Source organism: Collinsella aerofaciens, assembly GCF_005845035.1.
GTDB lineage: Bacteria > Actinomycetota > Coriobacteriia > Coriobacteriales > Coriobacteriaceae > Collinsella > Collinsella aerofaciens_I.
Genome location: NZ_SPFO01000005.1, coordinates 1 through 26,179, shown reverse-complemented (window position 1 = coordinate 26,179; position 26,179 = coordinate 1). Strand labels below are relative to the sequence as shown.

The window sequence follows — 26,179 nt, the reverse complement described above, 5'->3', positions numbered from 1 at the left end:
TGGTTTCAGCTGAACGGCGGGCCGTGCGGCTTGGGTGTGCGGGCTCACAATCTGGGGAAACCAAACAGATTGGGGGCTTGTATGATCGACTCGAAGGGAAACGTGCGACCCGAGGGCATGTTTAACAGGGCACACCTGGCCCCCGAAGCCCCGCGCGCATACGATGCGCTACTCGAGTGCGTGCTCAACGGGCAGAAGGGCTGCGAGGTTTCGGCGCGTGCGGGCATGGATACCATCAAGGCGCTCGTATAGCTTTACGCTTTCGGATGTGACACATAGGACTGCATGCGCCGCTCCCGGCTATATTGCCTCCGAGTGCTTTAGCTCATGGAGATAGCCGGCATCAGCGATTTCGAGAGCCTGGCAGCCGCCACGAATGCCCCGGTGTTTACACCTCAGACGGACGACTTTGGACTCGCGGTCCATATCTTCAAGATGCTCAATCGCGGAATTCATCCGTACAGTTCTGGCGAGCTGGACCTAGAATTTTTGACCTAGACGACGATATTCCGGCTCTTCCGCTCAATAGCTGCGTGTGCAATGGGCGCAGCTCCTTTGTGGGGACGCTGATCGGATATGTTGTCCCTAGTTACGCTCTTGCGATCAATGACTTTGGCAACCTTATGGGCGAGGCTTTCCGCCGGTCGCTCTTTGGCAAAGCGCATGAGCGCCTTGATGCGCGCACATGGGCGCGCCTGCTCGCCCTGTATCTGTCTGAGACGGTTGAGTGTCCGCGCGGTCATCTATATCACGCTTCGCAGGATGAATGTCCCTACTGTCGAGGAGAGCGCACCCTGTTAGCTCTCTTGGCTGATTGCTGACTGCCTTGGAGAAAGCCCGTGAGGCGGCACACAGGCTAATCCTGCGTGTCGCCTCCGTACATGTAGACGATAAAGCCGTCGCCGGTGTCTTGGCTGTGATCCTCCAGGATGCGCTTCATGTTGAGGTGCTCGTAGAACTGCCAATCGGAGTTACAGTCGCTCATCAGGAAGAACTTGGTGCAGCCTGCCTTGGCGAGCTCGGCGCGCGAAAGGTCGATGAGTGTGCGGCCGAGTCCCTTGCCCTGCCACTCGGGCACGATGATGATCAGGTTGAGCTGGCCCTGGGCATACTCGTTGCCCGTGGCGGCAAAGCGGTCGGCCGTGGCCTTTTCACGACTGTCGCCAAAGAGCGAGCCCTCGAGCTTGGCATCGGCGGTCTTTGCCATCTCGGTTGCCTGGGCGAGCATCTCGTCGTAGCAGGGCTCCCACGTGGGATTGGTGCGCGGCTTGCCGTCCTCGAAGATGCCGATACAGCAGGCGGCGATAGTGCGGCCCTCGGCCTCGGCGACGAGTGCGATGGGAGAGCGTTGCAGCTGCATAGCGATGTTAAAGCGCGCGCAGAAATCGGCGGCTTCGACGTCGCCGCGGTTGCGTAGTGTGTTGCACCACAGCTGGTTGTAAATGGCGGCGATGCCGGTCAAGTCATCGAGCGTGGCGGCGCGCAGAGTTACGTTGTCAAGGCTCATGGAGGCTCCTTCCAGGTTGGGTCAGGCCATCTCTGAGTGTGACATGGACGCAGGATTGCCGTATCGACCATTCGGCAGACGACCCTCGATCCCTCGGGGACGGAGGGCCCTAAGAAGGAATGAGGGTGGATTTTCGGACACTTGTTCAATGAGAGTGGATAATCTCCCACTTTCGCTCGAAAAGCAGGCCACAAAAACGGGAGATTATCCACTCTCATTCTGGGTAGTCGTTTAAGAATGTCCCCAACGACTACCCCAAAAGGAGCGTCCCCAAGTGCCAGCTTTGGCAACGACGCTGGTAGAAAAACGTCAGCGAAAACCCGCCAGAGCGAGCAAGGTGCCTTGAAGCGAGGCGGCATTGACCTTTTGGTCATGCCGTCGAAGCTGAAAGGCAGATTGCCGCTCTGGCGGGTTTGCAGCGTCGGCCGGTTACGGCGTTTGGTAAAACGCCGTAACTCTAAATCCGCTCTGCGATCTCGTGGATGAGGTAGTTGGTCTTTTCCCAGCCCAGGCACGGGTCGGTGATGGACTTGCCAAAGACGCCGCCGTCGACCGGCTGGTTGCCGTCCTCCAGGTAGGACTCGATCATAAAACCCTTGACCAGCTTGGAGATTGACTCGTTGCGGCGGCAGCTGTCGAGCACCTCCTTGCAAATGCGATACTGCTCCAGCGGACGCTTGCCCGAGTTGTCATGGTTGCAGTCGATGACCGCTGCCGGATTGGCATAGCCGGCGTGCTCGGTATAGCGCTCGGCCAGGCGCTCCAGGTGTTCGTAGTGGTAGTTGGGGTAGGTGCGCCCATCGAGACCGATGTAGCCACGCATAACGGCGTGCGCGAGCGGATTGCCGCCGCACTCGACCTCCCAGTTGCGGAAGATGAAGCTCTGGTGCGCCTGCGCGGCGTAAATGGAGTTGAGCATAACGGTGGTAGAGCCGGCAGTGGGATTCTTCATGCCGACGGGCACCGAAATGCCGCTCGACACCAGGCGATGCTCCTGGTTCTCGACCGAGCGTGCACCCACGGCAACATAGCTCAGCAGATCAACGAGGTATTGGTAGTTGGACGGATAGAGCATCTCGTCGGCGGTGAAGAAGCCCGTTTCCTCAATAACGCGCAGGTGCATATGGCGGATGGCCTTGACGCCCTCGAGCAGGTCGTCGGGAGCCTCGGGGTTGGGGTTGTGCAGAAGACCCTTGTAACCGGTGCCCTTGGTACGCGGCTTATTGGTGTAGACGCGCGGAATGATGATGAGCTTGTCCTTGACCTCCTCGGCGGTCTTGGCCAGTCGGTTCATGTACTCAAGCACCGAATCCTCGCGGTCGGCAGAGCACGGGCCGATGATGAGCACCTTGCGTGCGTCCTCACCGGTAAAGACTTTGGCGACCTCGGCGTCAAATGCCTGCTTTTTGGCGGTAAGCTCGGCAGAAAGCGGCATTTCCTCGCGGATCTCCATGGGGATCGGCAACTTGCGTTTGAATTCCATGGCCATAGGGGCCTCCTCAATCTATAGAAAGAGCAATAAGCGTACTGTTGAGTGTTCGGCATTATCCGCTGTCGCACGCTAAAGTGCAAGCCCTTGTTACCCCGAAACCTGCCAAAAAGGGACAGGTTTATTTTGGCAGGTTTTATCTGGGTAAACGTCGGCGGATGTCGGGAGGGAGTGGCACCGCGCGCGACCCTAAGGCTGTTGTCGGTTCCCCAGGAAACACCCCGCGGGCAAAAAATGCCAAATATGAGTACGGTTGCTATCTTAGTATCATATCGGTCTAGCAAGATAATAGACAAAGTGAAAAATATGTTCATTAACGTTGGCACGCAGAAGCCCGCTAACGGGCGTTTTGATTAATTTGAAGGCGTATAGAGGCCGCAAGGAGGTCGTTTGAGGCTGTTTTGGCTGATACTAAAAAAGTAACAGTACTCATATTTGCCCTTTTTTGCCCACGGGGCCTCGAAGGGGCTGTCAATCAGGTCCCAGGGGAGGCGGCTCAAGGGCCGCAGAACAAAAACGGGGGCGCAGGTTGTCCTGCGCCCCCGTTCTCGGGCGTTATTCGTTCCCTGCGGCAGAATTTACGCCGCTTCGTCGAACTGCGAGTTGTACAGGTCGGCGTAGAAGCCGCCCTGGGCGAGCAACTCGTCGTGCGTGCCCTTCTCGACGATGTCGCCGTCGCGAATTACCAAGATCACGTCGGCGTTGCGGATCGTGGACAGGCGGTGCGCGATAACAAAGCTGGTACGGCCCTGCATCAGCGCATCCATGGCACGCTGAATAAGCTCCTCGGTACGGGTATCGACGTTGGAGGTCGCCTCGTCCAGAATCAGCGCCGGGCGGTCGGCCAAAATGGCACGGGCGATGGTCACGAGCTGGCGCTGACCCTGCGACAGGTTAGTGCCCTCCTCGTTGATCATAAAGTCGTAGCCGCCGGCGAGCGTATGGATAAAGTGGTCGCAGCGTGCGGCGCGTGCGGCGGCTTCGACCTCGGCATCGCTCGCATCGGGACGTCCGTAGCGGATGTTCTCGCGGATCGTGCCGTTAAACAGCCAAGTATCCTGCAGCACCATGGCAAACTCGCCGCGCAGTGCCGCACGATCCCAGTCTCGCACGTCGACACCCTCGACGCGCAGCGAGCCGCCGTCCACATCGTAGAAGCGCTGCAGCAGCTTGATGAGCGTGGTCTTGCCGGCGCCGGTGGGACCGACGATGGCGATGGTCTGGCCGGGCTGCGCCTCGCAGCTAAAGTCGTGGATGATGGTCTTGTCGGGCGTGTAGCCAAACTTGACATGGTCAAACTCCACGTGGCCGGGGCGCTTCTCGGGAATCTGCGCGTCGGCCTTCTGCTCCTCCTCGGGCGCGGCCAGGAACTCAAACACACGCTCGGTGGCAGCTGCCATCGACTGCATCGTGTTGCTCACGTTGCCCAGCTGCTGCACGGGTTGCGTAAAGTTGCGAACGTACTGGATAAAGCTCTGAATGTCGCCGGGCGTGGCATTGCCGGTCAGCGCGAGCTGTGCACCCACCACGACGACGCCCACGTAGCCCATGTTGCCCACCAAGCTCATAAGCGGCATCATCAGACCCGACAGGAACTGCGAGCGCCAGCCACTAATAAAGAGACGGTCGTTTTGGCGGTCGAACTCCTCGATCGAGGCCTCGGCGCGGTCGAACACCTGGATGACGTTCTGGCCGGCAAAGTCCTCCTCGATAATGCCGTTGACGGCGCCCAGAACCTGCTGTTGCTCGCGGAAGTACGGCTGCGAGAAGTGAATCATTACGGTCAGGATAATCGCGGCGGCCGGCAGCGTGAGCACGGTGACGCCGGTAAGCGGCAGGCTGATCGAAAGCATCATGACGAGCACGCCGATAATCTGCGTCACCGACGTGATGAGCTGCGTCACGCTCTGGTTGAGCGACTGACCCAGCGTATCGACGTCGTTGGTGATGCGGCTGAGTACGTCTCCCTTGCTGTGGCCGTTGAAGTAGCTCATCGGCACGACGGCAATCTTGGCGGCGATTTCCTTGCGCATGCGGTAACAAATCTTTTGCGTGACGCCGGTCATGAGCCAGCCCTGGATGAGGCTGCAGACAGAGCTCGCCAGATACAGGCAGAGCAAAAAGCCGAGCGTCTTGGCGATCCAGTCAAAGTCAACGTCGCCGGTGCCGTTGACCTTGGCGACCAGGCCTTCGAACAGCTTGGTCGTAACCTGGCCGAGCACCTTGGGTCCCACAATGTTAAAGATGACCGAGCACACGGCAAAGGCGACGGCGGCAAACACGGCAATCTTGTGCTGGCCGATATAGCCGAGCAGCTGCCTCATGGTGCCCTTAAAGTCCTTGGCCTTTTCGCCGCGACGCATGCCGCCCATGCGGCCCATGGGACCGCGCTGGCGGGTGGGCTTGGGAATCTGAGTCTTGGTCTCGTCGGCCATTAGCGCTCGCCTCCTTCCATGACGCCTGCAATTTCTTCTTGGGTAAGCCCCAGCTCCTCGGCGGAAAGCTGCGACTGTGCGATCTCCAGGTACGCCGGGCAGCTGCGCAGCAGCTCCTCGTGCGTGCCGGTGCCCACTACGTGGCCGTCGTCGAGCACGATGATCTGGTCGGCGTGCATGATGGTCGCGATGCGCTGGGCCACGACCACGAGCGCGGCGTCGGTAACGTTTTTGGCCAGCTCCTCGCGTAGACGCGCGTCGGTCTTGTAGTCGAGGGCACTAAACGAGTCATCGAACACCACGACCTCGGGCTTTTTGGCCAACGCGCGGGCGATGGCCAGGCGCTGGCGCTGACCGCCCGAGACATTGGAGCCGCCCTGGCTGATGGGGGAGTCGTAACCGCCCTCACGCTCGGCGATAAAGTCCTCGGCCTGTGCGATGCGCGCGGCCTGGCGCATGTCATCATCGCTCACCATGTCGCCGGCAAACTTGAGGTTGCTCTCGACGGTGCCCGAGAACAGACGACCCTGCTGCGGAATATAACCGATGCGGCGGCGCAGCTCGGAAAGGGTCATGTCGCGCACGTCGATGCCGTCGAGCGAAATGCTGCCGCCCGTGACGTCGTACAAGCGTGGAATCAGCTGCACGAGCGTGGACTTGCCCGAGCCCGTGGAGCCAATGATGCCGAGCATCTGACCGGCATGTGTGGTGAAGTTCACGCCGCTGATGACATCGGCGCGGGCATCGGGGTACTGGAAGCTCACGTCGCGGAAGGTGAGCTCACCGCGCGGCGCGCTGGCTGCGGGCAGTTTGGGCGAGGCAGGGTCGTTGATGCTCGTGGGGCAGGTGATGACCTCTTCCACGCGCTCAGCTGCGACCTCGGCGCGGGGCAGGATGACCGAAACCATGGTGAGGATCATAAACGCCATGACGATCTGCATAGTGTAGGAGATGAACGCCATCATGTTGCCGACCTGCATCACGCCGTCGGACACGCCCTGCGCGCCAAACCAGACGATAAGCACGGTGATGCAGTTCATGACGAGCATCATGAGCGGCATCATAAAGCTCATGGCTCGGTTGGTGTAGAGCTGCGTGGTCATCAGGTCGAGCGAAGCCTTGTCAAAACGCTCGAGCTCATGCTCCTCGCGGTTGAACGAGCGGATGGGCATAAGGCCGTCGAGCAGCTCGCGGGCGGTAAGGTTCACGCGGTCCACAAAGCTCTGCATCTTTTTGAACTTGGGCATGGTGAGGCCCATAAGCACGCCGACGACGGCCGAGACCGCGATGATGGCCACGGCGATGGTCCACTCCAGGCCGGTGTGGTTGGCCAGGACACGCATGACGGCGACGATGCCCATGACGGGGGCCATCAGACACATGCGGATAAACAGGGTTGCGGCCATCTGAATCTGCTGAATGTCGTTGGTGCAGCGGGTGATGAGCGAGGCCTGGCTAAACTTGCCCACCTCGGCCGGCGAGAAGTGCATAACCTTGTTGAAGGTCTCGCGGCGCAGGTCGCGGGCGATGGAGCAGGCGGTGCGCGAGGCCACGGCACCGGTCAGGATGGTGGCGACGAGCGAGATCAGGCACAGACCAAACATCGTGGTCGCCATGCGGCCCAGGTAGGCGTTCTGCACGTCGGCGGGGTCGATGCCCTGCGCCTTGTACTCGTCTTGCACATAGCTCACGGCGCGTTGGGTCACGATGGAGCCCGACATGGAGCCCATTTTGTCCGCCATATCGTTGGCGCCCTCGACGAGCTTGCTTTGGTCTACCAGACCGCCCTTGACACCTAGGCGCATACTCTTCATGGTGATCTTGCCGCCGTCGGCATCAATCTGCTTTTGCATGCTCTGCGCCGCTGCGGCCTTCTGCTGCATCTCGGCGAGTTGCTCGGGCGTCATCGCCGCCGTCTGCTCGGGCGTGGGCATGGCCTGGGCGCCGCTGTTGTCTTTTTCACCGGACGTGCCCATCATGTCGCCCATGGAGTTGGCGTCAATACCCTGGTTGAACGAAAGGACGACAGTCTCGGGCAGACTCATGATGTCGGCAATCTTGCCGCCGTCGGCGCGCTCCTCCTCGGTGCCCTTGTACGTTCGAATGCCGTTATTGTCCGCCTTGCTAAACACGGCCTCCACAGACTTGGCGTCTTTGGTGCTCATAAAGAGTTCGAGGTCGTCGAGCGATTCGGCACGGATGGTGTCGGGCACGGGCGACGCGATGCCGCCTTGCTGCACACCCACGTCGACGATGTCGCTCATATAGGTAGGCAGCGCCAGATCGGCGTTGCAGCTGATTACGATAAGTACGATAGCTGCGAACAGTGCCAGGATATGTTTTTTAAAGAGCTTGAGAATCCTCACTCGGCATCTCTCCTTTCTTGATTGCGGTCGATAATTTCGTTGGCACGTCTTAGAAGGCGCACCATCTCCTGGGTATCTGTTTCGCCGAGCTGCTCGAGGAAGGCCGCGGTGCGGTCCTCGAATTCCCGGCGTTTGATTTCGATGACCTGGAATCCCTTGTCGGTCACCGTGACGTGTACGCGACGACGGTCGGTCTTTGAGTGCTCGCGCTCGACCCAACCCTTGGCCTCGAGGGCGCGCAGGATATTGGCGATACGGGCGCTCGAGACCCAGGCACGATCGGCGAGTTCGCTCGGCGTGAGCGAGCCGCCGGCGCGCATGAGGGCGCGCATGACGGCCATCTCGCCACCCAGAGCCTGGTCGGCAAAGCGCGAAACGCGCTGGTGCATGCTGCCAAACTCGGTAAAGAGCTGACGCCCAAGCTCATGGAAATCGGTATCTTCCACCGAAAACCCCTAACACTAGAAACTATTTTCGGTGAAAGATGATACCCGCGTATTCGGGTCTCATGCAGTGGGCAATATAAAGAGCGCATAAAGAGTAAAAAATTCAATCGCTGAAGCGTTTCAAAGAACTATTATGCCCGCGGTTAGGCGAGGGGTTGTCACCACCATGACGACTGGGACTCATTTATCGCCACGTGCGATGCTCCAACTTCCCGCAAGGAGACACCTGAATCAAGGGGGTTGGAGTCATGGCATTTGACTTCACGGGCAAAACCGCGATCGTTACCGGCGGCACTCAGGGCATTGGCCTCGAGATTGCCAAGGGCATCGTTGCGGGCGGCGGACACGTCGCGCTCATCGCAAGGAACGCTGCTAAGGGCGAGGCCGCGGTGGCCGAGCTTGGCGAGGGCAACAAGTTCTATCAGCTCGATGTCGCCGATGCACCCAAGGCGCGCGAGACCGTCGAGCAGATTTTTACGGACCTGCCGCAAACCAACATCCTGATCAACTGCGCTGGCGTCATCAGCACCAAGAAGTTCGACGAGATCGATGACACCGAGTGGCGTCGCACCATCGACATCAACCTCAACGGTACCTTCACTATGATGAACGCCGTGTACCCGCACTTTAAGGCGGCCCATGCCGGCACTATCGTCAACGTGAGCTCTGTCGCTGGCAAGATCGGTGGCGGCCTGCTCGGCACCGCGGCCTACGCGAGCTCTAAGGCCGGTGTCAACGGCCTGACCAAGGCAGTCGCCAAGGAAGGCGGCAAGTTTGGCGTCCGCTGTAACGCCGTGTGCCCGTCGCTCACGTTGACCGATATGACCTCGATTCTCTCTGACGAGAACTCTCAGCGTATCATCAACGGTATTCCTCTGGGCCGCGCCGCCCAGGCCAGCGAGCCTGCGCAGATGGTGCTGTTCTTCGCTTCCGACCTCGCCAGCTTCGTGAACGGCGAGATCGGTGACTGCGACGGTGGCATCGTTCTGGACGGGTAATACTCCGCGACGATTATTCGGCGACGGCTCCTGCGACTCGGGACCGTCGCCTTCTTTCTGATATAGGCGTATGCGGCTACGATTCGCATGCATCCAAAGGAGATATATATATGAGTGAATCGACTGCGGTGGAGGCGCCGGCGGCAAAGGAGCCGTTCTTTAAGATGTCCTCCATCCCGGGCGCCAATATCTTGGTGCCGCTTCTGTTGGGCTGTCTGCTCAACACGCTATTCCCCGACCTGTTCAAAACGCTCGGCAGCTTTACGCTTGGCATGACCCAGCAGGGCGCTGGCCCGCTCGTGGGCGCTTTTTTGCTCATCGTCGGTACGACGATTTCGTTTAAGAGCGCTCCTGCCGCCGCTGCCCGCGGCGCCATCATCATCGCCGTCAAGCAGATCGTGGTCGTTGCCATGTCGCTGCTCATCCTTTATGTGTTCAACGACAACTTGTTTGGCATCTCTGCCATGGTGATGCTGGCGGCTTGCACCGGCGCCAACAACGCTATGTACGCTGGGCTGATGGGTACCATGGGCAACGAGGCTGAGCGTGGCGCTGTCGCCATCACCACGCTGGTTGTCGGCCCTCCGGTCACGATGATCGTGCTCGGCGCTGCCGGCCAGGCCCCGATCGGCTGGTCGCTCGTGGGCGCCATTCTGCCGATCGTCGTCGGCATTATTCTGGGTAACCTGTTCCCCAGCTTTAAGAAGATGATGGCACCGGCACTTTCCGCCATCATCGTGCTCGTCTTCTTTGCCATGGGCTCGACCATGACTTTTGGCCAGCTTATCAACGGCGGTCTTCCCGGCATCCTGCTCGGCGTGATCTGCTCGGTGATCTTTGCAATTCCCGTCATCGCGGTCGATAAGCTCACGGGTGGTACGGGTGTCGCAGGTGCGGCCATTTCGAGCTGCGCCGGAGCCAATGTGGCCACGCCTGCTGCCATGGCAAGCGTCAACGGGGCCATGTACGGCGGTGCGGTGCTCGCGACGGCTACGGCACAGGTTGCTGCCTGCGCAATCGTTACGGCTATTTTGACCCCGCTGGTCACCAGCTGGTGCTACAAGCATTTTGAGGGCCAGGGCAACGGCGATAGCAAGGCAACGGCCGACAAGGCCGCCGCAGCCGCCTAATGCCAAGCGGCAATCAAAGCTAAAAACTAGCCATGCCACAGGGCGGCCACGGGGGATTCCGTGGCCGCCCTGCAGTTTCTGTAGGGTCTCTGGGACGCTTTACCCTGCTAAAGCTGGCATAACAGCTAGAGCGAACGTCGTACAAAGGCAAGGAAAAATAACATACAAATCGGTGAACGGTAGTTGTTCGCGCTCGCATTTCCTGCGGGTTTGTAAAAACGCCCTTATGATATAAAAAAGAAACATATAACAGCCCAGATGGAGAGGGTCGCTATGTTATCCTTCTCAAACGGGTGAAATCTTGGGTTTTGGGTTGTAGTTCCAAGGTGGACAAACGTTTTCCCTGCACCAATGTGTGGTGAAGAACGGAAGAAGCCGGTAGTGCAAGCCGAACATTCAAGAATTCAATAAGCAGCGGTGTGAGAGAGCGCCGCATTACACGTAACTAGGAGCGTGGTTACACAATGCAGGAGGCATGGGAAGGCTTCAAGGAAGGCATTTGGACGGGAGAGGTTGACGTCCGAGACTTCATCCAGAAGAACTACACCCCCTACGAGGGCGACGAGTCGTTCCTCGCCGGCCCGACCGAGCGTACCAAGGAGCTGTGGGGCGAGGTTCTCGACCTGCTGCTTAAGGAGCGCGAGCAGGGCGGTGTCCTCGATATGGACACCAAGACCGTCACGGGTATCGTGAGCCACCCCGCTGGCTACATCGATAACGCCCATCGCGAGAAGGAGACCATCGTCGGTCTCCAGACCGACAAGCCGCTCAAGCGCGCTCTGCACGTCAACGGCGGTATCCGCATCGCTTGCCAGGCTGCCAGCCAGCACGGCTATAAGGTTGACGAGAACGTTGTCGAGCGCTACACCTTCGAGCGCAAGACCCACAACGCTGGCGTCTTCGATGTCTACACCCCCGAGATGCGTGCTTGCCGCTCGGCTCACATCATCACCGGTCTGCCCGATGGCTATGGCCGCGGCCGCATCATCGGCGACTACCGTCGTGTTGCCCTGTACGGCGTCGACTACCTGATCAAGGACAAGGAGGCCCAGAAGGCTTCCACCCCGACGGTCATGACCGCCGACAACATCCGCGATCGCGAGGAGCTGCAGGAGCAGATCCGCGCCCTCGGCGAGCTCAAGATGATGGCCGAGACCTATGGTTTCGACATTTCCAACCCTGCTACCAACACGCAGGAGGCCATCCAGTGGATGTACTTCGCCTACCTCGCTGCCGTCAAGGAGCAGAACGGCGCCGCTATGTCCATCGGCCGTACCTCCACGTTCATTGACATCTACGCTGAGCGCGACCTTGCCAACGGTACCTTCACCGAGGAGCAGATCCAGGAGTTCGTGGATCACTTCATCATGAAGCTCCGCATGGTCAAGTTTGCCCGTACCCCCGAGTACCAGGCCCTGTTTACCGGCGACCCGCAGTGGGTCACCGAGTCCATCGGCGGCATGGGTGTCGACGGCCGTACGCTCGTTACCAAGATGAGCTATCGCTACCTGCACACGCTCGAGAACATGGGCACCAGCCCCGAGCCCAACATGACCGTTCTGTGGTCGACCCGTCTGCCCGAGAACTTCAAGAAGTTCTGCGCCAAGACTTCTGTCGCCAGCTCCTCGATCCAGTACGAGAACGACGACCTCATGCGCGTCTATCATGGCGACGACTACGGTATTGCCTGCTGCGTGTCCTCCATGCGCATCGGCAAGGAGATGCAGTTCTTCGGCGCCCGTGCCAACCTGGCCAAGTGCCTGCTGTACGCACTCAACGGCGGCGTCGACGAAGTCTCCAAGAAGCAGGTCGGCCCCAAGTATCGCGCCGTCGAGGGCGATACCCTCGATTACGACGACGTTGTGGCCAAGTACAACGACATGATGAAGTGGCTCGCCGGCGTGTACGTCAACTCGCTGAACATCATTCACTACATGCACGACAAGTATTGCTACGAGCGCATCCAGATGGCTCTGCATGACAAGCACGTGCACCGCTGGTTCGCTACGGGCATCGCTGGCCTTTCCGTCGTGGCTGACTCCCTGTCCGCCATCAAGTACGCCAAGGTCCACCCTGTCCGTGATGAGAACGGCATCATCGTCGACTTCGAGACCGAGGGCGAGTTCCCCAAGTACGGTAACGACGACGACCGCGTCGACCAGATCGCTCACGACGTTGTGCACCAGTTCATGGAGTACATCCGCATGAACGACACCTACCGCAACTCCGTGCCCACGACCTCGGTTCTGACCATTACTTCCAACGTCGTGTACGGCAAGAAGACCGGCTCCACCCCCGACGGCCGCAAGGCTGGCCAGCCGTTCGCCCCGGGTGCTAACCCCATGCACAAGCGCGATAGCCACGGCGCCATCGCTTCGCTGTCTTCGGTTTCCAAGCTCCCGTTCCGCGATGCTCAGGACGGCATTTCCAACACCTTCTCCATCATCCCGAGTGCGCTCGGCAAGGAGGACCAGGTGTTCTTTGGCGATATCGACCTTGATCAGCTGGGCGAGTAACTATTGTTAGTGCTATACTAACAATAACGATTACTGATTAGCGCACCGGTTTCGGCCGGCGCCTATCAATCGAAGGAGACACATTATGAAGGTTTCTGAAGTTTCCGAGACTCAGGCCGATAACCTGGTCCACATGCTCGACGCTTACGCCGAGAAGGGTGGCCACCACCTGAACATCAACGTCTTCAACCGTGAGACGCTGCTCGACGCTCAGGCTCACCCCGAGAAGTACCCGCAGCTGACCATCCGCGTTTCCGGCTATGCCGTGAACTTCCACACGCTCACCAAGGAGCAGCAGGACGAGGTCATTGCGCGTACCTTCCACAACAAGTTCTAAAGGGGTTTAACTCCCGCAGGATCGCCGGGCCGTCTTGGGTTACTTTCCAAAACGTCCTCGGACATGCAAAGGGCTCCGCTGCGCGCTTCGCGCGGCGGAGCCCTTTGCGTCCTGACGCTCCTATTTGGCAAGGTGTTTTTTAGAATCCATTTTGCGCTCGGCCTCGAACGCCTGCCTGTCCCAATTGAGCGGGAGCCCCGCCTCGACCCACGCCTCGTAGGCCCTCCTTATTGGCTTGAGCTCCCTTTGGCCCCTCTCCAGCATCGAGATGTACTTCTCGCTGGTGCCCAGTATGGACGCCGCCCTCACCTGGCTGACCTTCGCCGCGCGCCTGGCCGCCACGAGCTCCGACGCGTCCGCCGGCCTCCTTATCTCGTGCGGGCGCATCAGCGCCCGGTACGCCTCCCTGGCCACGTAGCGCTTGAGGCACCTCATGACCTCCCTGTCGCTCTTCCCCCGCGCCCTGGCCCTCTCGGCGTACTCGGCGGTCTCGGGGTCGCGCATGACCCTCTGCCTCGCGATCTCGTGCAGCGCGCTGTTCGCCTGCCGGTCGCCGCCCCTGTTGAGCCTGTGCCTCACGGTCTTGCCGCTCGAGGCGGGGATGGGGCAGGCCCCGCATATCGCCGCGAACGACGCCTCGGAGCGCAGCCTGCCCGGGTTGTCCCCGGCCGCGACCGCGAGCTTGGCCGCGCTCACGGGCCCGCACCCGTACATCGCCAGCAGCGCGGGGCAGTTCTCCTCCAGGGACGCCTCGATCGCGCGCTCCATGTCGAGCGCCGCGTCGCGCGCCGCCGCCCACAGGTCCGCCAGCGCTCCGAGCGCGGCGCCCAGCGCGCCCTCGGAGCGCACGGAGGGGAGCTCCTCCATCAGCCTCGGCCCTCCCATGCCGCGGAACCTCGACCTGAGCCCCTCCGGCGCGGTGGTGAGCAGCGACCTCGCGGTGTTGATCGCCGAGGTCCGCGCCTTCACCGCTCCGGAGCGCGCCGCGAGCATGCAGCGCACCCCGTCGACCCACCCGTCCTGGCTCTTGGGGGTCCCGAGCTTCGAGCCGGACATCGCCGCGCGGGCGGCCCTCTCCGCGTCCGACTCGTCGCACTTCCCCTGCCCCGGGCGCCTCCTCTGCGTCCTCGCCGGGGAGAGCGCCTCGCGCACGGGCATCCCCAGCGACGCGAGGTGCCTGGTGAGGCCCGCCCCGTAGGACGACGTCCCCTCCATCGCGACGCAGGCCGGCTCCCCGGCCGCCGCGATCGCCCCGGCGAGCGCCTCGTAGCCCGCCGCGTCGGCGGGGAACCGGCGGGACAGGACCCTGCGGCCCCTCCAGTCCAGGACGCACAGCCAGTGCGAGTCGGCGTGGGTGTCGACCCCGCAGAAGACCGGCCCGCGGGCGCCGGGTGTCGATTCGGTTCTCATGTCTCGCTCCGTTCTTTCCGTGCTCGCCTGGACCGGGCAGACGGCACACTGACGGGGCGCGATAGAATGCGGTTGTTCGGGTCCGCGGTATCGCTCCATGCTCCTATTAGGTCATGCGGCGGTCTCGGCTCGCCGCGGCCCGCGCGGGACATGTCAGGAAACGAGGGCAGCCCTGTGGGCGCCAGCGGAATGTGGGGTCACCGCGCGGTCCGCATCTGATGGTGTCGACGTCAATGGTATACGGGTGCATCATCGACGTCTTCAATACAGAAGATATCAGTGCGGGATGTTTTGGAAAATAACCCAAAACCGGCCATGTGGGGTCCTTTGGAGTCACCCTTTAGGCGGAACTCTCCTAATTATTTGGATGAGTCGTTTACTTACTTGTACTGTTACCGTCTTCCCGCTCTTGTTGGGGTATGCTTTGTTCGTATGTAAACGTATGACATGTTGATGGGGGAGGGTGCTATGGCTCGCGAGAGTGCTCGTTCTAAGGATACGGCTAAGCCTGGCATCAAGGAAGTTGCGGCGGTGGCGGGGGTTTCGCCTACTACGGTATCTCGCGTGCTTAATAATCGCGGCTATATTAGCCAAGAGACCCGCGATAAGGTCCATGCCGCGATGAAGCGCATCAACTATACGCCCAACGATATCGCCCGTGCCATGCTCAACGGTCGCCTGAATCTTATCGGTATGATCGTCCCCTATGTCAGCAGTCCGTTTCATGCCCAAGTGGTTCAAGTCATTGAGCATACCCTGGCCGAAAACGGTTTTAAGATGCTGCTGTGCAATAGCGCCAATCGACCCGAGCTTGAGCGCTCTTATATCGACATGCTTCGACGCAATATGGTTGATGGCGTCATCGTCAACTCGCTTAATATCGGTGCCGAGGCGTATGCCGAGATGGGCTTGAGTCTGGTTGGTATCGACTGCGACCTTGGCGAAGCCTCTGTTCAGATTGCGAGCGACAGCTATAGCATCGGCGAACTTGCCACGCGTCGCCTGATCGATGACGGATGTTCACGCATCCTGTGCCTGCGCAGCAATAGCCGCATGCGCATGCCTGCCAATAAGCGTACCGATGCCTACCTCGATGTTGTTGAGCAGGCCGGTTTGCCCGCGCTTGTCCGTGAGGTTGAGTTCGTTAAGCCCGACGACGAAAAGAGCGCGGTCGTTGCGAAGATCCTCGATGAGAACCCCGATATTGACGGCATCTTTGCGGGAGACGACACGATGGCGGCTATCTGTCTTAACGTGATGAAGCAGCGCGGCTTGAGCGCTCCGGGCGATATTAAGGTCGTGGGCGCGGATGGTGCCCGCCGCACTATGACGTTTATGCCTGACTTAACAACCGTACGCCAAGATATCGATCGCATCGGAGAGCTCGCGGCGCAATCCATCATTGCTCTTATTAACGGCGAAAAGCCCGAATCGAATATCAAGCTCCCCGTTGAACTCATTGAGGGTAAAACCGCGTAGTTCATCCCGTGCCAAAAGAATTCCTCAAACACCTCTGATGACCGTTCGCCGGCATATGTCAACCGTTTGCCGACGACTGGAACTGCGAAAAGACGTATTGGTGTGAAAACGTTTGACATATGAAAACGATTGACATATCTTGCAGTTGTACCGAGTTAGTATCTCGTGAGAAAGGAAGTCTCGGATGCACAAGGTGTATTACCAGCCTGAGGGAATTTGGGTAGGCGACATCATGCCGTACGGCGAGGACGGCACGTTCTATCTCTATCATCAGCGTGACACGCGAAACCCCGGACCTTTCGGAGAGCCGTTTGGCTGGGCACTCGCGACAACCAAGGACTTCGTCAATTACAAAGACTTTGGCGAGAGCCTTGAGCGTGGCGGCGACGAGGAAGTCGACCAGTATGTTTATGCCGGCACGGTGTTTAAGGTGGGCGACAAGTACCATGCGCTCTACACTGGTTGCAATCGCGATAAGGTCAAGGCACGCTTGATGAAGCAGGTTCTTCTTCACGCAACGAGTGACGACGCCGTCAAGTGGGAGAAGAACATCGCCGAGACGCTGCTTCCGCCCCGGGAGGGTTACGATGACCGCAACTGGCGCGATCCCTTTGTGCTTTGGGATGAGGAGAACGAAGAGTACATGCTCATCCTCGGCACGCGTGTGGGCGAGGACAAGCGTCTGATGACCGGTCGTCTGGTCAAGTTCACCTCCAAGGACCTGGATACCTGGGAGTTCCAGGGCGACTGGTGGAATCCGGGCCTGTACACCATGTTCGAGATGCCTGATCTCTTTAAGATGGGCGACTGGTGGTATCTGGTGTTCTCCGAGTACAGTGATGGCAACAAGACCCGTTACCGCATGTCTCGCTCTATCAACGGTCCTTGGATCACTCCTGCGGACGATTCCTTCGATGGCCGCGCGTACTATGCCGCGCGTACCGCATTTGATGGTGAGCGCCGCGTTCTCTTTGGTTGGGTTCCTACGCGTGACGAGGGCGGTGACCCCAGCTCTTACCTGTGGGGTGGCACCTTTATGCCCCTCGAGATCGTTCAGCGTGCCGACGGAACGCTCGGCACCAAGCTCCCCGACAGCATGCTTGGCGCCTTTGGCGAGGGCAAGGCTGTCGAGACCTTTGAGCTTTCCTGCGAGTCGGGCAAGGTCGAGCAGGTGCTCGCCGCGGATGCCGGCTCCACCTACTTGCTCGATGCCGACATTGAGCTCGGCGGTAACGCTGCCGGCTTCTCGGTCAAGTTCGCCGAGGACGCCGAGACTGGTCTTGCCTATGAGTTCCGCGCCAACCTGCGCGAGGGCAAGCTCGAGTTCACGCCGGCTCCCCAGTACCCGTGGTTCCAGGTCAACAACATGGGCCTCGAGCGTCCGTTGTTCTTTAAGGGCGAGGGCACTCACCATGTGCGTCTGGTCGTCGACGACGACATCGCGACCATCTTTGTCGATGATGTTGCGCTCAACGCTCGCTTCTGCAACAAGCAGGGCCAGGGTGTGGCGCTTACCGTCACCGACGGTGCGCTCAAGTGCGCAAACGCAACGATCGCGTCTCTGTAGCGGCAACGAACCGTTTTATGATTTAGAAAAGGAATGGAGAGGAACATGGACTACAAGGCAGTGTCCCAGCAAGTCGTCGACAACGTCGGCGGACTGGAGAACATCGAGGGCGCCACGCATTGCGTGACCCGTCTGCGTCTGGTGCTCAAGGATACGAGCAAATACAACAAGGCCGAGCTCGAGAACATCGATGGCGTCAAGGGCGTGCTGTACAACAGCGGCCAGCTCATGATCATCTTCGGTACCGGTACCGTCAACAAGGTTTACGATGAGTTTATGGCTCTGACGGGCGTTAAGGAGATCAGTGCTTCCGAGGTCAAGGGCGCCGAGGCGGACAAGAAGGGCAAGTTCTTCTCGGTCCTCAAGGTATTCTCGGACATCTTTATCCCCATCATTCCCGCCTTCGTCGGCGCTGCAATCATCATCGGCCTTAAGTCGCTGATCGTTGCCAACGGCCTCTTTGGCATGGAGGGCAGCCTCGCCGATCACAGCGAGTTCCTCAAGAACCTCGCAAGCTTCTTTGCCATTATCGCCACCACGTTCGACTACCTGCCTGTCCTGGTTATGTACAGCGCGGTCAAGCGTTTTGGCGGTAACCCGATCCTGGGCATCCTCGTCGGTATCGTCATGGTTCACCCGAGCCTTATGAACCGCAACACGTTCGTTATGGACCCGACGGGTGCTGAGTACTGGAACTTCGGTCCGCTATCCATTCCCATGGTTGCTTTCCAGGGCGGTGTGTTCCCCGCAATCCTGACTGCCTGGTTTATGGCCAAGGTCGAGAAGATTGCCCAGAAGTACATCCCCGAGGTCGTTTCGTTCGTCTTTGTCCCGACCGTTACCCTGATTCTTGCTAACGTTGCCCTGTTCACCGTGTTCGGCCCGCTCGGCAACCTGATCGGTGACGTCCTCGCCGGCGTAATCGATATCCTGTACAACAGGATGGGCGTCTTTGGTGCCTTTGTCTTCGCCGCGTTCCTGCAGCCGCTCGTCGTTACCGGTACGCATCAGTTCATCCAGGGTATCGAGGCAAACCTTGTTGCCACGACTGGCTTCAACTACATCCAGGCCATCTGGTCGGTTTCCATCATCGCCCAGGGCGGCGGCGCCATCGGTATGTACCTCATTCACAAGAAGCACTCCAAAGAGCGCAACATCTGCATGTCGTCCTTTATCCCGACGCTGGTCGGAATCTCCGAGCCCGCTATCTTTGCTGCAAACATGCGCTATTCGATCATTCCGTTCATCTGCGCATGCATCGGTGCAGGCTGCGGCGGTGCCTTCGTCAAGCTCTTTGAGGTGCGCGCTATCGGTCAGGGTCTGACCGGCGTGCTTGGCCTGCTCATCGTCACGCCCGAGACCCTCGTGTGGTATGTGGCTGGCAATCTCATCGCCTTTATCGTGCCGATCGTCTTGATCTTTGCCTACAACAAGGCAAAGGGCGTGCCGACCACCGATGAAGAGGGCGCTGGCGCTGGCTTCGACGTTAGCTTCTAGTTGAGCCGTTCAGTGTAATCTGAGGATAAGTCCATTTGAGGAAGGGCGTTCGACTCGTGTGAGTCGAGCGTCCTTCCCCATAGACGAGAAAGTCAACGGCGATGTTAAATCAAAAAAACAAGGTGACACGCGCGGACTATGAGCAGTGGCGTGTCGGACAGGATGAGACGGCGGCTCGCATCGCGTCCGACCCCGATAGGCTTCTGTTCCATGTGGAGCCTGAGCTTGGCTGGCTCAACGACCCCAACGGTTTGGTTCAGATTGGTGATACGTATCACATCTATCATCAATACGATCCGTTCGATGCTGCGCATGGCGGTCCAGTGCTTTGGAACCATCTGACGACAAAGGATTTTGTGACGTACGAGAATCACGGCCCCGTGCTGTTCCCCGATTCCGATTTGGATTCGAGCGGAGCGTATTCTGGTTCTGCCTTTGTACGTGATGGCAAGATTCACTACTTCTATACCGGCAACGTCAAGCATTTTGACCGCGATGATTACGACTACGTGTTGACGGGCCGTGAGCAAAACCAGATTCATATGGTTGCCGAGAATCCCGACGAATTGGGCGAGAAGCGCATGGCTGTTGGACCAGTCGATTACCCCGACGATATCGGTACGCACGTGCGCGACCCCAAGATCCTTGAGCACGATGGTATCTACTACATGGTTCTGGGCGCTCGTACGAAAGACGACCGTGGCTGCGTGCTTGTCTATACTTCGCGTGATTTAGGGGTCTGGAGCTATGCGACGCGCATTGAGCTGGGCGAGAAGTTTGGCTTTATGTGGGAGTGCCCTGATCTGTTTGAGCTTGATGGCGAGCTTATTCTCGTTTGCTGTCCGCAGGGTGTGCCTGCCGATGGTTGGCGTTACCGCAATCCGCATCAGTGCGTGTGGTTCCCCATCGAGGCCGATTGGGAGGCGCCGAGCTTTAAAATCGTCGGGAAGGGCATGCCCCCGATGGTCGATGCCGGTTTTGATTTCTATGCTCCGCAGTCCTTTGAGGATGCTGCAGGCCGGCGATTGATGATCGGATGGTCGGGTTGCCCCGATGCGACGGCGGAAAACCCGACGGTGGCGCGCGGGTGGCAGTGCGCGTTGACGGTGCCGCGAGAGCTGAGCATGCACGATGGTAAGCTCTGCCAGCAGCCGGCGCACGAGATTGAGAGGATGCGCGGCGACTGCGTTCGCACGACAGGCGGTGAAACCGTTGAGGAGCCGGGCCGCCTGTTTGATCTCGTGGTTTCCTGTGAGGGCGCCAAGATGGTTGAGCTCGAGATTCGCAAGGGTGTCTTTGTGCGCTATGCGGACGGGATGCTTACCCTCGACATGGGTGACGAAGGCTATGGGCGCGACCAGAGGTCGATTGAGCTCGGCGAGCTTCGCGACCTGCGCGTGCTTTCGGACACTACGATGGTCGAGATTTTTGCCAACGGCGGTGAGGCGGCACTTACGAGCCGTACCTATTCGTCGGCGGTTCCGGCGATGGCGCTGCACGCCGAGGGCGCGGCGTCGATGGATTTCTACCGCCTCGCTCATTAACCGTGCATGGAGCACGATTGGACTTGTTGGGCGGAATGTGTCGCAGTTGCCGCGGTCAACTACCGTTTATCGCGTATAGCGACCGTTTGCGGAATAAGTAACACTCCTTAATAAACCGTGTAAAATCTCAGTTAAGCACGGAGTTTTCCAGGGAGACGCTGTCCTTTGTTATGTGCAAAGGGCGGCGTCTCTTTGGCGCTTAGATGCCGTTGTGCAACAGCGCGACGCGCGTGTCATGTATTGAAAAGCCAATGTCGAGATGGGTCGTGATAAGAATGGGCAAGTATGTAATCGTGGTTGAGTCTGGGTCGGATGTAACGCCGGAGCTCTGCGAGCGCTACGGCATCGTGCGCGTGCCCATGCATGTCACGATTGGTGACGAGACCGTCGAGGACGGCTCGATCGATCCGCTCGAGATTTATTCGCGCTGCAACGAGTTTGGTGTGATGCCCAAGACCAGTGGCTGTTCGCCAGCGGATTTTGCGCATGTGTACGACCGCATCCATGCCGAGCAACCCGACGCGACTATTTTGCATCTTGCATATTCCGAGGCCACGACCTGTTCGCATCAGTCCTCTAAGATTGCGGCTCAGGGGCGCGACTACGTGTTCTCCATGGACACGCGCTTTGTCTCGGTGGGCCAGTCGCTCGTTGTCGTCGAGACCGCCAAGTATATTGAGGCTCATCCCGATGCCACCGTTGACGAGATCTTTGCATTTACGAACTCCGTCATGGACCGCGTGTTGCTGGGTTTTGTTCCTACGGACCTTGCCTTCCTTAAGGCGGGCGGTCGCTTGTCCAACGTCGCATTCCTTGGTGCCCATCTGCTCAAGATTAAGCCCTGCATTGAGGTGACGGGCGGTAAGTTCGTGGCGACCAAGAAGTTCCGCGGTTCTATGCTCAAGTGCGCCCGCGCCTTCATTGACCACATGGTAGAGAAGGGCGAGATCGACTACTCGCATATTGGCCTGGCGTATTCGGTGGGTCTTTCCGAGGAGTTGCGCGACGACATGGAAGTCTATGCACACGATCTTGGCTTTAAGGACATTACCTGGACTCAGGTCGGCGGCGTCATCTCGAGCCATTGCGGCCCGACCGCCTTCGGCGCGGTGCTTACGCTTAAGGCGTAAGGCCTGGCGTCTATCGATATCTATTGCCTCGGCGGCGGGTGGGTTGTGACAACCTTCCCGCCGCTTTTGTGTGGGGCCAAATAGAACAACTCAATTGACCACTAAACCGTTTCACCATCATGCGTATGGGCTAGAATGGCTCTGGCATTTATGTAACTAAAACCAATGAGAGGCAAGGTAGCGGGAATGGCTGAGATGACGCTCGAGGGTGTGGACGCTCGTCCCGAGGACTCCGCGTTTGCCCTGGGCCGCGTACATTCGATTGAGACGATGGGAACGGTCGACGGACCCGGCATTCGCTTTGTGGTGTTTGTTCAGGGCTGTCCCATGCGCTGCGCGTATTGCCACAATCCCGATACCTGGTCTGTTAACGGCGGCACCATGGTGACTGTCGAGCACCTGATGGACGAGTTCCAGAGCAACCATGAGTTCTATCGCAGCGGCGGCATTACGGTTTCGGGTGGCGAGCCGCTCCTGCAGCCCGAGTTTTTGGCCGACCTGTTCCGTGCAATGCACAACAATCCCGATGGCCGCGTGCATACCTGCCTCGATAGCTGCGGATATGCGTTTGACCCCAACCACCCCGAGAAGTTCGATGCCGTTCTCAACGAGACCGATATGGTGCTGCTCGACATCAAGCATGCCGATCCGGCTGAGCATAAAAAGCTGACCGGTTGCGATCCCGCACGCATCCTGGCGTTTGGCGATGAGCTTGCACGTCGCAAGATCAAGGTCGTTATCCGTCACGTGGTGGTGCCGGGCATTACCGACACGGTGGAGGAGTGCGAGGCACTCGGTCGCCTGATTGCCCCGTGGCATAACGTGGTCGGCCTGGAGATGCTGCCGTATCACACCATGGGTGTCGTCAAATACGAGCAGCTGGGGATTCCCTATAAGCTCGAGGGCGTTCCACAGATGGATACCGCGCGCATGCCCGAGCTGCGCAACGCCGTCATGACGGGCATGAAAAAGCGCCGCGCTGAACTCAAAAACGCCATCGGCTAGCGAGCCATTTTCGCTCCCCAAAGGCACTCATTGGGGACAGACTTAAATGAATGTCCCTGGGCACCAAGTTGATTGCCAAAGAGCCCCGTCCCAAAAAGACTGGTCAAGGTTGCGGTGAGATGCGCAACAGAATCGTGCCATTTGGATAAATACGCTTGTGGTTTCTTTAAAGACACCTTAAACGCCGCTGAATATCTTTGGAAAGAAATGCCTGCTCGGTATCATGCTGCTCGTATATAAACGGTAGCAGTCAGGAGACCACGTGCGAAACATCGCATCGCGGGATGAGTATGTGCCGCAGCATAGCAGCAGATATGAGACGAAGGGCACGTCTTTGCGTGGCCTTGCCGACGCTCGCATTCGCGGGGCGAAGATTGCCGCCATAGGAATGTTAGCGTTAGCGGTTATTATCCTCGGAATTACCGCTAAAGCCTATGCCTCGGAGCGAACGGTGCGCTCAGATGCGTCAACGGTACAGCTGCAAAACGAAAAGGTTTCAAAGTCCAAAGCGTCGGCAGATCTCAAGACGAGACTTTCGAAGGTGGACTTCAACGATATCCCTTCGAGTGATACCGTTCAGACCTTCTCGTTGGTGGATAACAAGATTCCTACCTTGGAGGATAAGAGCCTTGCTTCGCTCCAGGATGCCCTGAGCCGGGCGCAGGAGCTGGGTGAAGTGGGCGTAGTGTTCTACGACCTATCGAGCGGTAGAGGCGTGACGTATAGCGCCGATGTCGAGGTGTATGGAGCGAGCAGTTACATGCGCTCTATATTTGCGAGACGTTGGTCGAATCGGGTCAGGTGTCGCTCGATTGGCCTTTAGCCACGTATGGTGGTTACAGTATGGGCTGGCAGGCGGTGCGCGACTTGATCGAGGCTGCGGTCGTTTATTCAGACAACGATTCGTTTATTGCGTTACGTGCGGCGTTTGACCGTGTCGGTTACGAGGATTGGATTGTCGGTCTTGGCATCGATTACGATACGGCACTGGATCCGATGAGTGATTTTCCGACCTACTGCCCGCGCACTTCTGCGAGGTTATGGCGCGAGATGAGCGAGTATCTGAGCATGGATACCGAGACTTCACAGTGGTTGTCGGGCCTTCTGGCATCAACATCGCGCTCGTTTATTCGCGATGGCATTGCGGATGAGCAGGTTTTGGTGCGCAACAAGGCAGGCTGGATTAGCGAGGGTGGTTACTATTCGACATGCGATGCAGGCCTCATCGACATCGATGGCCGTACCTATGTCATGAGCGTCATGACATCGATGCCATGGAGTGACCGTTCGAGCGAGGTTACGGCTGCGATTGCAAAGGCTCTGTTTGATACGCGAGCTGCACTGGCTTAGCGTGTTCGTTTGGCGAGGTCAAACAAAATGCTGGTACCATACCTTGGTTGAGAATTTCGTATAGGTTTGGGGAATGGTATGGCTACCATCGCGATTATCGGTGCGCTCGAAAAAGAGATCATGCAGATTAAGGAAGAGCTGAGCGACGTTTGCGAGGCACGGGAGGCAGGCTTGACCGTTGTGAGCGGTGAGCTCGACGGCCTGACAGTTGTCGCCACAACGGCGGGCATGGGCACGGTGAACGCCGCCGCTGCAACACAGCACCTCATTAGCAAGTATGCTCCGCAGGCTGTTGTGTTTTCGGGCATTGCGGGCGGTTTGAACCCCAAGCTCCATATCGACGACGTGGTCATTGGCAAACGCCTACGCTATCTGGATACCGATACCGCGCTTATCGCCGAGTCCGCACCGGGGCTCGAGGAGTTTGGCTCGACGCCCGCGCTGGTCGATATTGCCGCCGACGTGCTTGCTGAGCGTGGGTTTGTTGACGCTTCGAAAAATGCAGTCGCTTCGAACGAGGGCACCAAGCAGTTCCTGGTCGGCACGATTGCCACGGGTAACCGCTTTGTGACGGGCGCCACCATGCGCAACGACGCTATCGAGGCGACGCATGCCGATTGTGTCGGCATGGAGGGCGCGGCAATTGCCCATGTCGCAACCAAAAATGGTGTCGATTGCCTGGTGTTGCGCGCTATCAGCGATAATTGTGACGAGGCGTACGATGCAATTTGCGAGCGCGAGTTCGATCTGTTCGAGTACGCGCGTGTCGCAAGTGACATCACGCTCGATATCGTCCGCCGCATTGCCGCTGCGCAATAGCGCGTCTATTTGTAAGAACCTACGACCAAGGAGTGTCCATGGCCGATTCCATTAACTACCAGCTTGCCAAGTTCGTCGCCAGCTATGGCAAGGTTTCGCAGATTCCCGAGTCCACCTGCCCCGAGGTGAGCTTTGTCGGCCGCTCCAACGTGGGCAAGTCGTCGATTATGAACAAGCTTTTTGGCCGCAAGAACCTGGTCAAGGTTTCGAGTACGCCGGGCAAGACGAGCAACATCAACTTCTTTGAGGCTGACGATGTGCACTTCGTCGACCTGCCGGGCTACGGTTTCGCCCGTCGTTCCAAGGCCGAACGTGACCGCTGGGCCGAGCTCATTGGCGACTTCTTCGACTCCGAGCGCAGCTTCAACCTGGTTGTGTCGCTGGTGGACATTCGCCACGACCCCAGTAAACTCGACCATGACATGATCGACTACCTGCAGGGCAACGAGTTCAACTTTATCGTCTGCCTCACCAAAGCCGACAAGCTCAGCCGCACCCAACAGGCCCGCCAGGCGGCAGCCATCAAGAAGCAGCTCAACGTCCCGGCCGAGAACGTAATCATTACAAGCTCCCAGACTGGCACCGGCATCGACGAACTCAAGCGCCGCATCGCCGAAGCCTGCCTCTAGTCAGGGTTAAACCGTCAAAAGCCCCCGTTCATATCACCCCAGTGATAGTTATTGGTAAACTATCACTGGGGTGATATTTTTTAGGAGGTCGATATGGAGCTTTGGCACGGGTCGGAGGTTGTTGTCGAGCATCCATCGTTGGATAAATGCAGGCAATTCAATGACTATGGGCGCGGGTTTTATTGCACACCGCATGAGGAAATGGCAATGGAGTGGGCATGTCGGACCGAGTCTGATGGCATTGCCAATCGATATGAGCTTGATTTAGATGGCCTTGCGATTTTGGATTTGGAATCAGGTGAGTTCTCGATTCTCAACTGGCTTGCAATTCTGGCGAATAACAGAGAGTTTAATGTTTCAACGCCAGTAGCACGCGAGGGGCTTCGTTATCTGCTGGATAACTGCCTGATTGATATTTCTCCCTATGACGTTGTTAGCGTCGGAATAATTTAGCCAAATATAGTCGGCCGAGATTGACCAATCCCGGCCGACCCATTTTAGCCAACACGCCCGCATCTATGACTT

The 26,179-nt window shown here is 58.6% G+C and carries 23 protein-coding genes; 17 read left to right on the top strand and 6 right to left on the bottom strand.

What is annotated here, in order from left to right:
- Nucleotides 1-81 precede the first annotated feature (81 nt).
- Entirely contained in the window at nt 82-252 is a 171-nt protein-coding gene (locus FGQ67_RS10085) for a hypothetical protein (protein ID WP_171025181.1), read from the top strand.
- A 75-nt stretch (nt 253-327) separates the two neighbouring features.
- Nucleotides 328-498, top strand: coding sequence for a hypothetical protein (locus FGQ67_RS10080; RefSeq protein ID WP_171025180.1), 171 nt, complete (start codon nt 328-330; stop codon nt 496-498).
- Between the two features lie 358 nt (nt 499-856).
- Here the strand turns inward: FGQ67_RS10080 and FGQ67_RS03635 are convergent, their stop codons facing one another.
- The 5 genes from FGQ67_RS03635 to FGQ67_RS03615 all read right to left on the bottom strand — a co-directional run bounded on the left by FGQ67_RS03635 (nt 857) and on the right by FGQ67_RS03615 (nt 8,243).
- Nucleotides 857-1,507, bottom strand: coding sequence for a GNAT family N-acetyltransferase (locus FGQ67_RS03635; RefSeq protein ID WP_138340130.1), 651 nt, complete (start codon nt 1,505-1,507; stop codon nt 857-859).
- Nucleotides 1,508-1,964: 457 nt separating this feature from the next.
- Nucleotides 1,965-2,996, bottom strand: a complete 1,032-nt coding sequence (locus FGQ67_RS03630; protein WP_138340128.1) for a 3-deoxy-7-phosphoheptulonate synthase — start codon at nt 2,994-2,996, stop codon at nt 1,965-1,967.
- Nucleotides 2,997-3,574: 578 nt separating this feature from the next.
- Nucleotides 3,575-5,431 (bottom strand): ABC transporter ATP-binding protein, encoded by a 1,857-nt coding sequence (locus tag FGQ67_RS03625; protein ID WP_099432176.1) that lies wholly within the window; start codon nt 5,429-5,431, stop codon nt 3,575-3,577.
- On the bottom strand, nt 5,431-7,797 hold the full coding sequence (locus FGQ67_RS03620; RefSeq protein WP_138340126.1) for an ABC transporter ATP-binding protein: 2,367 nt from the start codon (nt 7,795-7,797) through the stop codon (nt 5,431-5,433). The genes FGQ67_RS03625 and FGQ67_RS03620 overlap by 1 nt, the downstream gene beginning before the upstream one ends.
- The gene (locus FGQ67_RS03615) at nt 7,794-8,243 is read right to left on the bottom strand and encodes a MarR family winged helix-turn-helix transcriptional regulator (RefSeq protein ID WP_050766108.1); all 450 of its coding nucleotides are present in this window, start codon (nt 8,241-8,243) and stop codon (nt 7,794-7,796) included. Before FGQ67_RS03615 ends, FGQ67_RS03620 begins: the two co-directional genes overlap by 4 nt.
- Before the next feature lie 248 nt (nt 8,244-8,491).
- On the opposite strand from FGQ67_RS03615, the gene FGQ67_RS03610 reads away from it, so the two are divergent.
- From FGQ67_RS03610 to grcA3, 4 genes are all read left to right on the top strand, one after another.
- On the top strand, nt 8,492-9,241 hold the full coding sequence (locus FGQ67_RS03610) for an SDR family NAD(P)-dependent oxidoreductase (RefSeq protein WP_006234857.1): 750 nt from the start codon (nt 8,492-8,494) through the stop codon (nt 9,239-9,241).
- Between the two features lie 110 nt (nt 9,242-9,351).
- A complete protein-coding gene (locus FGQ67_RS03605) occupies nt 9,352-10,371 on the top strand; it encodes a 2-keto-3-deoxygluconate permease (protein WP_138340124.1) in 1,020 nt (339 codons plus the stop codon).
- Nucleotides 10,372-10,835: 464 nt separating this feature from the next.
- Nucleotides 10,836-12,887, top strand: a complete 2,052-nt coding sequence (gene pflB, locus FGQ67_RS03600) for a formate C-acetyltransferase (protein WP_055310750.1) — start codon at nt 10,836-10,838, stop codon at nt 12,885-12,887.
- An 85-nt stretch (nt 12,888-12,972) separates the two neighbouring features.
- The gene (grcA3, locus tag FGQ67_RS03595; protein WP_117746636.1) at nt 12,973-13,224 is read left to right on the top strand and encodes an autonomous glycyl radical cofactor GrcA3; all 252 of its coding nucleotides are present in this window, start codon (nt 12,973-12,975) and stop codon (nt 13,222-13,224) included.
- A gap of 120 nt (nt 13,225-13,344) precedes the next feature.
- Here grcA3 and FGQ67_RS03590 read toward each other — a convergent pair whose 3' ends face one another.
- Complete coding sequence (locus FGQ67_RS03590) at nt 13,345-14,634, bottom strand: IS110 family RNA-guided transposase (protein WP_171025179.1); 1,290 nt, start codon at nt 14,632-14,634, stop codon at nt 13,345-13,347.
- Nucleotides 14,635-15,102: 468 nt separating this feature from the next.
- Between FGQ67_RS03590 and FGQ67_RS03585 the strand changes: the two genes are divergently transcribed.
- The 11 genes from FGQ67_RS03585 (at nt 15,103) to FGQ67_RS03535 (ending at nt 26,107) form a co-directional block, all read left to right on the top strand.
- A complete protein-coding gene (locus FGQ67_RS03585) occupies nt 15,103-16,113 on the top strand; it encodes a LacI family DNA-binding transcriptional regulator (RefSeq protein ID WP_225093894.1) in 1,011 nt (336 codons plus the stop codon).
- A gap of 184 nt (nt 16,114-16,297) precedes the next feature.
- Nucleotides 16,298-17,680: a family 43 glycosylhydrolase gene (locus FGQ67_RS03580; RefSeq protein ID WP_138340120.1), complete on the top strand. Its 1,383-nt coding sequence runs from the start codon at nt 16,298-16,300 to the stop codon at nt 17,678-17,680.
- Between the two features lie 45 nt (nt 17,681-17,725).
- On the top strand, nt 17,726-19,177 hold the full coding sequence (locus tag FGQ67_RS03575; RefSeq protein ID WP_052044095.1) for a PTS transporter subunit EIIC: 1,452 nt from the start codon (nt 17,726-17,728) through the stop codon (nt 19,175-19,177).
- Between the two features lie 101 nt (nt 19,178-19,278).
- The gene (locus FGQ67_RS03570; protein WP_138340118.1) at nt 19,279-20,721 is read left to right on the top strand and encodes a glycoside hydrolase family 32 protein; all 1,443 of its coding nucleotides are present in this window, start codon (nt 19,279-19,281) and stop codon (nt 20,719-20,721) included.
- Between the two features lie 275 nt (nt 20,722-20,996).
- Nucleotides 20,997-21,851: a DegV family protein gene (locus FGQ67_RS03565; RefSeq protein ID WP_249934372.1), complete on the top strand. Its 855-nt coding sequence runs from the start codon at nt 20,997-20,999 to the stop codon at nt 21,849-21,851.
- A gap of 186 nt (nt 21,852-22,037) precedes the next feature.
- On the top strand, nt 22,038-22,856 hold the full coding sequence (gene pflA / locus FGQ67_RS03560) for a pyruvate formate-lyase-activating protein (protein ID WP_138340114.1): 819 nt from the start codon (nt 22,038-22,040) through the stop codon (nt 22,854-22,856).
- Nucleotides 22,857-23,118: 262 nt separating this feature from the next.
- Nucleotides 23,119-23,679 (top strand): hypothetical protein, encoded by a 561-nt coding sequence (locus tag FGQ67_RS03555; protein WP_138340112.1) that lies wholly within the window; start codon nt 23,119-23,121, stop codon nt 23,677-23,679.
- Between the two features lie 20 nt (nt 23,680-23,699).
- Entirely contained in the window at nt 23,700-24,206 is a 507-nt protein-coding gene (locus tag FGQ67_RS03550; RefSeq protein ID WP_138340110.1) for a serine hydrolase, read from the top strand.
- A 78-nt stretch (nt 24,207-24,284) separates the two neighbouring features.
- A complete protein-coding gene (gene mtnN, locus FGQ67_RS03545) occupies nt 24,285-25,025 on the top strand; it encodes a 5'-methylthioadenosine/S-adenosylhomocysteine nucleosidase (RefSeq protein WP_006234870.1) in 741 nt (246 codons plus the stop codon).
- 38 nt (nt 25,026-25,063) lie between these two features.
- Nucleotides 25,064-25,654 (top strand): ribosome biogenesis GTP-binding protein YihA/YsxC, encoded by a 591-nt coding sequence (gene yihA, locus FGQ67_RS03540; protein ID WP_055252447.1) that lies wholly within the window; start codon nt 25,064-25,066, stop codon nt 25,652-25,654.
- A 93-nt stretch (nt 25,655-25,747) separates the two neighbouring features.
- A complete protein-coding gene (locus FGQ67_RS03535; RefSeq protein ID WP_138340108.1) occupies nt 25,748-26,107 on the top strand; it encodes a DUF3990 domain-containing protein in 360 nt (119 codons plus the stop codon).
- Nucleotides 26,108-26,179: the final 72 nt, after the last annotated feature.

Bases quoted from the DNA above. Each gene is read 5' to 3' on its own strand.
- FGQ67_RS10085 (WP_171025181.1), top strand. From the start codon at position 82: ATGATCGACTCGAAGGGAAACGTGCGACCCGAGGGCATGTTTAACAGG.
- FGQ67_RS10080 (WP_171025180.1), top strand. From the start codon at position 328: ATGGAGATAGCCGGCATCAGCGATTTCGAGAGCCTGGCAGCCGCCACG.
- FGQ67_RS03635 (WP_138340130.1), bottom strand. From the start codon at position 1,507: ATGAGCCTTGACAACGTAACTCTGCGCGCCGCCACGCTCGATGACTTG.
- FGQ67_RS03630 (WP_138340128.1), bottom strand. From the start codon at position 2,996: ATGGCCATGGAATTCAAACGCAAGTTGCCGATCCCCATGGAGATCCGC.
- FGQ67_RS03625 (WP_099432176.1), bottom strand. From the start codon at position 5,431: ATGGCCGACGAGACCAAGACTCAGATTCCCAAGCCCACCCGCCAGCGC.
- FGQ67_RS03610 (WP_006234857.1), top strand. From the start codon at position 8,492: ATGGCATTTGACTTCACGGGCAAAACCGCGATCGTTACCGGCGGCACT.
- FGQ67_RS03605 (WP_138340124.1), top strand. From the start codon at position 9,352: ATGAGTGAATCGACTGCGGTGGAGGCGCCGGCGGCAAAGGAGCCGTTC.
- pflB (WP_055310750.1), top strand. From the start codon at position 10,836: ATGCAGGAGGCATGGGAAGGCTTCAAGGAAGGCATTTGGACGGGAGAG.
- grcA3 (WP_117746636.1), top strand. From the start codon at position 12,973: ATGAAGGTTTCTGAAGTTTCCGAGACTCAGGCCGATAACCTGGTCCAC.
- FGQ67_RS03590 (WP_171025179.1), bottom strand. From the start codon at position 14,634: ATGAGAACCGAATCGACACCCGGCGCCCGCGGGCCGGTCTTCTGCGGG.
- FGQ67_RS03585 (WP_225093894.1), top strand. From the start codon at position 15,103: ATGGCTCGCGAGAGTGCTCGTTCTAAGGATACGGCTAAGCCTGGCATC.
- FGQ67_RS03580 (WP_138340120.1), top strand. From the start codon at position 16,298: ATGCACAAGGTGTATTACCAGCCTGAGGGAATTTGGGTAGGCGACATC.
- FGQ67_RS03575 (WP_052044095.1), top strand. From the start codon at position 17,726: ATGGACTACAAGGCAGTGTCCCAGCAAGTCGTCGACAACGTCGGCGGA.
- FGQ67_RS03570 (WP_138340118.1), top strand. From the start codon at position 19,279: ATGTTAAATCAAAAAAACAAGGTGACACGCGCGGACTATGAGCAGTGG.
- FGQ67_RS03565 (WP_249934372.1), top strand. From the start codon at position 20,997: ATGGGCAAGTATGTAATCGTGGTTGAGTCTGGGTCGGATGTAACGCCG.
- pflA (WP_138340114.1), top strand. From the start codon at position 22,038: ATGGCTGAGATGACGCTCGAGGGTGTGGACGCTCGTCCCGAGGACTCC.
- FGQ67_RS03550 (WP_138340110.1), top strand. From the start codon at position 23,700: ATGGGCTGGCAGGCGGTGCGCGACTTGATCGAGGCTGCGGTCGTTTAT.
- mtnN (WP_006234870.1), top strand. From the start codon at position 24,285: ATGGCTACCATCGCGATTATCGGTGCGCTCGAAAAAGAGATCATGCAG.
- yihA (WP_055252447.1), top strand. From the start codon at position 25,064: ATGGCCGATTCCATTAACTACCAGCTTGCCAAGTTCGTCGCCAGCTAT.
- FGQ67_RS03535 (WP_138340108.1), top strand. From the start codon at position 25,748: ATGGAGCTTTGGCACGGGTCGGAGGTTGTTGTCGAGCATCCATCGTTG.